The following is a 6,270-nucleotide window of genomic DNA, read 5'->3' as shown; positions in this document are numbered from 1 at the left end:
GCTTGAGGTTCTTGGCCAGAGGCTCCACCAGGGTGACCTTGCGGTAGGCGTCGAGGGTGGGCTCGGCCATCGCCAGTGCGCCCATCGCGGCGAGGTAGCGGGTGCGGTTGGTGCGTGCACCACCGGCGCGCTGGTCGGCCTGGAAGATTTCTTGCATCAAGACCATCTCGCGCTTGCTGTCGCCGTCTTTCTTGGCGATCTGCGCCAGCCGGTAGCGCGCTTCGAGGTTGGTTTCCAACGGGTCGGGGTATTGTTTCAGGTAGCGCTCATAGGCCTTGGTCGCCAAGGCGCGTGCGCTGCCCTTTTCGTGCAGCTCGGCGGCTTGCCACAGCGCGGCGCGAGCCACCTTCGGGTCTGCACTCGAGGCCGACAGGCGCTCGAACTCACCCGCCGCCTGGCTCCAGTTGCCCTTTTCCATGTAGGCCACGGCCAGCTTGCCGCCCACCTCGGCTTGCAGCGGATGCTTGGGGTAGCGCTGGCGGAAGTCTTCAAGCGAACGTGCAGCACCGTCCCAGTCTTTCAGGCCGATCAGCGCTGCGGCCGCGTCGAACTGCGCCGTGGCGCGCACTGCCGACAGCGGCGCCACCACCGCGACGCGGTTGAAGTGGCCGACGGCGTCGCGCAACTGGCCGGCAGCACGGGCCTTTTCACCTTGTTTGTAGACCGCGGCGGCCAGGCGCTCGACCAGCTCGTTGCGGCCGGCTTCTTTTTCGGGCGTCAGGGCCAGCACCTCGACATAGGCCCGTTCGGCGCGGTCGAAGGCACCACTCTCGAACGAGGTGTGCGCCACCACCGTCCAGGCCACACGCCGCTGCGCGGTGGGGGCCGGCGGGTCGAGTGCGAGCACCTGTTGGGCCACGGCAGCCGCGCGCTCGTCACGCAGGGCAAAGAGTTTTTCGGCGGTGTTGGTGAGCACCGTGCCCGCACGGGTGTCGGTCGGGAAGGCCTTTGCAAAACGCAAGGCACTGTCGACACCGGTGCGCTGCAACTCAGCCACCTGGGCCGGCTGCACGGTCTTTTCCAGCGCGGCGTAACTCAGCAGCGCGGAGTAGCCGGCGTCGGCGCTCTTGGCGTGCACCGGGTACTGGTAAGCGGCTTTTTCGTACTCGGCCGCGGCTTCACTGAAGCGCTTGTCTTCATACAGCAGCTCGGCCAGCAGGAAGTTGTTTTGCGCCGCTTCGGGGTCGTTGGGGAAGGAGCCCAGGTAAGCGCGGTACCACTTCACCGCTTCTTGGTAGTCGCTGCTCAGCTTGCTCTTTTGGGCGAGCGCATGGTGGTGGCGCGCCAGCTCGGCCATGTGGGTTTTGACCAGCGCCTGCGCGGCCTCCCAGCCCTCGGGGTTGGCCTTGCGGAACTCGCTTTCCACGCCGTAGCGAGAGACGTAGTCTTTCTTCGCATCGAGCGCCTGGTTGGCAAAACCATTGGCCTGGTAGATGTCGATCACGCGGGCCTGCAGTTGCGGCGCCTGGGCGTGCAGTGGCGAGCGTTTGGCAAAGGTGCCGAAGGTGTCGGCCGCGTCCTTGATGCGGTCTTGTTTGATGTAGAGCTCGCCCAGCTGCTGGTACACACGGAACTCGTAGGAACGGCGGGTGTCGTTGGTCACGTAGGCCGGGATCGACTCGGCACCTTGCAGGTTGGCGAGCGACAGGCTGGCCACACGGAAGGTGTCTTCGACCAGCTCGCGGTCACCGCGTGTGAGCCCTTCCAGGCTTTCGAGTTCGGCGCCACCTGCGCGGTTGGCCACCTTGGCATCGAGCACGCCGAAGAACGAGCCCAGGGCCTCTTCGACCTTGGCCTGCTTGAACAGCGACCAGCCATGCATGTAGAGCGCACGGTCGTGGTACGCGCCCTTGGCATCACCCTTCAACACGATGGCGTAGGCCTGCTCGGCCTTCGCGTAGTCTTGTGTGGTGAAAAGCAGCTCGCCGCGGCGGAACTGGGCCTCGGCGAGGTAGGGGGTCTGCGGGTACTTCGCCACCAGGCCATCGAGCGTCTTGAGTGCGGTTTCCAGGTCACCGCCCTGCTCGTGGGCGCGGGCGATCTGGTAGTACACACGGTCATTGCCCGGGTCGTTGGGGAAGGCCTTCAAATAGTCTTCGTAGCGCGCGATGGCGGCCTTGTAGTCGGGGTTGGCCGGGCCATCGCCGCTCGCGAGCTTGTTGTCGGCGGTGTCCATTTCCAAGTCGCCCAGGCGGCGCATGGCTTCGGAGCGTTGCGGCGCGTTGGGCGCCACTTCGAGAAACTTGCGGTAGGCGGCAATGGCCTTTTCTTCACTGCCGGTCGCCACACCCTGGTCGGCCTGCACGTCGATCTGGCGGCCGGCCAGGCTTTTGAGTGTGGGCGGCTCGGTTTGTGGGCTGGTGCGCTTGCCGGCGCAGGCGCACAGGCCGCACAGCAGCAGCGCGTAGACGAGCGGGCGCATCGCAGCCAACTTACTTGGGTGCATTGTCTGCATCCTTCGGTGCTGCGGGCTTGGGTTGCGGCTCCTTGGCTTTGTCGGCACGGTCGTAGAGCTGAGCCACCGCAAAACGCGCCTGCGTGGAATAGGCCGCCAAGCGGTCTTTCTGGCGTGTGAGTTCGGCCACGGCCAGCTCTTGCAGTGCCCCTTGTTGCTCCTTGCTCAGCGCCGCCACCAGTGGGATCAGCGCCTGGATACGTTTGTCGAGCTCGGCAATGCGAAGCGCAAACTGGTCGAAGCGCGCAGGTTCGTCACGCTGGGCTTGCAGCAGCGCAGCTTCGCGTTGTTTGGCTTCATTGATGCCGGCTTCCAGTGTTTGCAGCGCACGTTTGGCCTCGTACAGGCGGGCCGTGTACGACTGGGCCAGTTGCCAGGTCAGCGCACCGGCCACCAGGCGTTCGCGCTCACGCGCCGCCGGGGTGTCGGGGGTGTCGCCCAGGGCCTTGAGGTTGGCCTGCACGTCGTCGAGCCGGTTGAGCAACTCGCGCTCCTTGGCGTCGGCGAATGCGGTGCCATCGGCTCGTTCCTCGGCGTCTTTCAGATCGGAGGCGAGCGCGGCACCACGCGCCGACATGTCGCTCAAGCCGATGTCACGCGCCTTGGCCAGCACCAGCGGCAAGCGCTCGGCGTAGGCCTTGCGGCGGTTGTCGAGCACGTCGCCAAACACGAGCAGGCTGTCTTTCCACTGCTGCAGGTTGCGGGTGAGGAACTGCAGGTCGCGGTAGTTCTTGAAGGCTTCCTGGAATTCGTGTTGCGACAGCACCTGCGTGAGGTGGCCACCATGCGGCATGTGCGGCAGCTCGCGAATGCTCCAGAACCAGCCCATCTCTTCGCCGGGGTTGCGCTCCAGCAAGCCGTCGAGCAGCTTGCCACCACGAATGGCGGCGATGGATTCGTCGAGGCCGGTGTTTTCACGCTCGTAGACCGTGATGGCGGCGTTGTAGCGCTCGAGCGCCTGGCCATACGCGCCGAGTTGGCCAAAGGCGTATGGCAAGGCAATGCTGGCTTCGAGCACGGCCGAGTCGCTGGTGTCGCGCTGGCTCAGCTCGGTCCAGGGCACCAGGGCTTTTTTATGGTCCTTCTGTGAGGCATAGGCCCAACCGAAGCCGAGCAAGGCCTTGTTCGACTGCGAGCCGTTCAGGCGCACACGCTCCAGGTAGGGGCCGGCGGCTTCGGGCTTGTTGTCTTGCAAGGCGGTGAAACCGAGTGCCACATTGGCCTTGTCGCGCAGGCTGCGGAATTCTTCGCTCGCCTGCGGCGGCGTGGGCGCCTTGCCGATCTGGTCGAGCAAGGCGCTGCCGCCTGCCGGGTTGCCGCTGCGCACCAGGGCCACGCCCAGGTTGTAGCGGGCGTACAGGCTCGCGCTGGTAGTGCCCTTGGAGATTTCCTTGGCGGGGTCGGCCATGCTGTTGAGCACGGTCACGGCGGTCGCGTAGTCGCCGCGCGCCATGGCCACATTGGCCTTCAGCAGCACACGCTCTTCTTCCAGGTCGGGCGGAAGGTTTTTCTCGATGCGGCCGAGCGCATCGTCGGCCTCCACATAGAACCCACGCTGGTAGCGGATCTTGGCCAGGAAGAACCAGGCCCGGTCACGCACCGGCGGCGCAGCGCCCTTCTCGATCAGCAGAGCGAAGATGTCTCCGGCTTCCTTGTGCATGCCATACGAGAGCAGCAGACCGCCACGCAAGACCTCGGCTTCGTCAGCGTGCTTCGACACGCGATTGAAGTGCTGCGACACCATCAGGCCGGTGACCGAGCTGAAGTAGTGGTCTTGGTAGAAATGGAACAAGGTGTCGCCGTAGTGCGGGTCCTTGACCCGCCCATCAGGCTTGTCGGCCGCCGAGGCCGCACCACCCACGGCAAACGCCAAGGCCGCGGCCACACCGAGCCGGCGCAGCACACTCTTCGGAGACATCCGCAGGCGCATGTTCGCTTACTGCTTTCGGCTCGAGGTGCGCGTCACTGCCAGACCTTGACCACAAACTCCGGCTGCAGCTTGCCCGTCGAGTCCTTGATCTGCAGCTCGATGTACTTGGGCTCGGTGCCCTTGTCGAACTTCACCGTGGCGCCACGCTTGTAGTCGCGAAAGTGCGGCCCGCCGCCGGTGAACAGCGCCACGATCTCGTGCGCGCCCGACTTCAGGTTGCCGAGGTACATGCGCTGCACGCCACCGCGATGAAGAGCCTTCACTTCGAGCGGGGTGTAGAGGTAGTTGGCGACGACCTTGTCGTCGAGCTTGACCTGCACCGAGCCCAGCTCGAAGAGCTTGCCCACGTCCATCGACAAGAACACCGCCACTTGGGTGTTGGCCGGGAAGAGCAGCTCTTCTTCGAGCACCAGCAGGTCACGGTTGAGGCGGATCACGTCGCCCTTGGCTTCTTGGATGCGGGTCTCCAGGCTGACCGACGAAGCCGCAGCGGCAGGCGCACTCGCTGCCGCAGCGGGTGCCGAAGCAGAAACGCTTGGGGCACTTGCAGCGCCGGCCGGTGCATCAGCGGCCCAGGTGGCCGAGGCGGCGAGCAGCACGCTGGCGGCGATCCATTTGCAGCAGTGGTGGAAGTACATGAGGCGAACCTTCTTCAGAATGTGGCCGACACGAACAGCTGGATGATGCTGGCGTCGTGCTCGTAGGGCTTGCCGTTGCGCACGTCGGTGAAATCGGCGAACTTGAACCGCACCATCTCGAACGCGGCGTTGAGCTTGATTTCGTAGCTGCCGGGCACGCGTTTGGCCGTGTACGACATCTTGGCGCCCAGGCTCGTAGACTTGAAGGTGCTGAGCTGGCGGTTGCGCGACAGGTAGGTGGTCTGGCTCGTGGCGTTGTCGGTGTAGAACAGCGCCTTGGTTTGCGTGTAATAGCGCCCGTACCAGTCGACCAGCCACGCGTCGCCGATCTGGCGGCTGTAGCCGAACTCGGTGGTGTGGGCCTTGATGTCCCAGGTGTCCCAGAAATAGCGGTACTCGGCACGCACGGCGTTGCCCGGCGTCACCTCGCCCAACACTCGAGCCTTGACCGCGCGGCTGGAGCGTGTGCGTGGGTTGCTCTCGGGCACGGTGGTGCCGAAGGCGCGTGCGGCGCGGTAGGGGCTGCCGAGGAAACCGTCGTCAGACACCGCTTCCATGTTCAGGCTGGCCAGCCAGCTGGGCGACAGGATCTGCGTCACGCCGAATCGGTAGCGCCAGTGGGTGGCGTTGTCGATGAAACCTTCGCCCTTGCGGCCCACCAGGTCGTGGGCGCGGGTGTAGCCCAGGCTCAGCGAGGTCATACCGCCGAACACCTCTTGCGCAATGTCGATGCTCGTGGCCGCGGCCACGTAGTCGGGTTCCTTGCTGTGCGAGGTGCTCACGCTGATGGTGGCGTCGCGCACGATGTAGTCGGCACCGAGGTTGTACTCGTTGCGCGTTTCCTTGTAGGGGCTGGCGGTGGTCAACACGTCGATCGACGCGTTGCTGACCATGTCGACGTAATACGAGCCCGAGAGCGAGAGGTTTTCACCCAGCTTCTTGCGCACCAGCACGGCCGGCCCATAGGCCTTGAGGCCACCCCCGTCGTAGACGTGGTACATCGCGTCGGCACGGTCTTCGGGCAGGGTCGGTGCCGCATGGGCCACGCCCGTGGCGAGCGCTCCGCCGAGCAGGCCGGCCGCATGCACGCGGTTGCGGCGCAGCACGGCCAGCAGGCGCAGCAGGCCACGCCAGGCATGCACCACCGAGCGCCGCCAGAGCGGGCGCACTTCAGTTGCAGCCACAGCCGCCCCCTTGCACACCTGTGGCACCACGGCCACCTTCGCGCACTTCACGCACGTGTTCGT

Annotated in this window: 5 protein-coding genes; all 5 read right to left on the bottom strand. The window is 65.4% G+C overall.

Annotated features, from left to right (window positions below; translation table 11 throughout):
- Positions 1-2,422, bottom strand: a 2,422-nt coding sequence (locus tag RMO40_RS22675) for a tetratricopeptide repeat protein (protein WP_309725867.1), incomplete at its 3' end; no start/stop codon positions are given.
- A 10-nt stretch (positions 2,423-2,432) separates the two neighbouring features.
- Positions 2,433-4,373: a hypothetical protein gene (locus tag RMO40_RS22670; protein WP_309725866.1), complete on the bottom strand. Its 1,941-nt coding sequence runs from the start codon at positions 4,371-4,373 to the stop codon at positions 2,433-2,435.
- 44 nt (positions 4,374-4,417) lie between these two features.
- Positions 4,418-5,023: an AraC family transcriptional regulator gene (locus tag RMO40_RS22665; protein ID WP_309725865.1), complete on the bottom strand. Its 606-nt coding sequence runs from the start codon at positions 5,021-5,023 to the stop codon at positions 4,418-4,420.
- A gap of 14 nt (positions 5,024-5,037) precedes the next feature.
- Positions 5,038-5,916 carry a DUF3570 domain-containing protein gene (locus tag RMO40_RS22660; RefSeq protein ID WP_489660226.1) on the bottom strand — a complete coding sequence of 293 codons (879 nt, stop codon included), beginning with the start codon at positions 5,914-5,916 and terminating at the stop codon, positions 5,038-5,040.
- A 277-nt stretch (positions 5,917-6,193) separates the two neighbouring features.
- Complete coding sequence (locus RMO40_RS25555) at positions 6,194-6,253, bottom strand: hypothetical protein (protein WP_489660225.1); 60 nt, start codon at positions 6,251-6,253, stop codon at positions 6,194-6,196.
- Positions 6,254-6,270 lie beyond the last annotated feature (17 nt).

The sequence above is a fragment of the Rhizobacter sp. genome (assembly GCF_031412075.1).
Taxonomy (GTDB): Bacteria; Pseudomonadota; Gammaproteobacteria; order Burkholderiales; family Burkholderiaceae_C; genus Rhizobacter.
This window is presented reverse-complemented; position numbering and strand designations above follow the sequence as displayed.

Coding starts and splice junctions, on each gene's coding strand:
- RMO40_RS22665 (WP_309725865.1), bottom strand. CDS start 5,023: ATGTACTTCCACCACTGCTGCAAATGGATCGCCGCCAGCGTGCTGCTC.
- RMO40_RS22670 (WP_309725866.1), bottom strand. CDS start 4,373: ATGTCTCCGAAGAGTGTGCTGCGCCGGCTCGGTGTGGCCGCGGCCTTG.
- RMO40_RS22660 (WP_489660226.1), bottom strand. CDS start 5,916: ATGGTCAGCAACGCGTCGATCGACGTGTTGACCACCGCCAGCCCCTAC.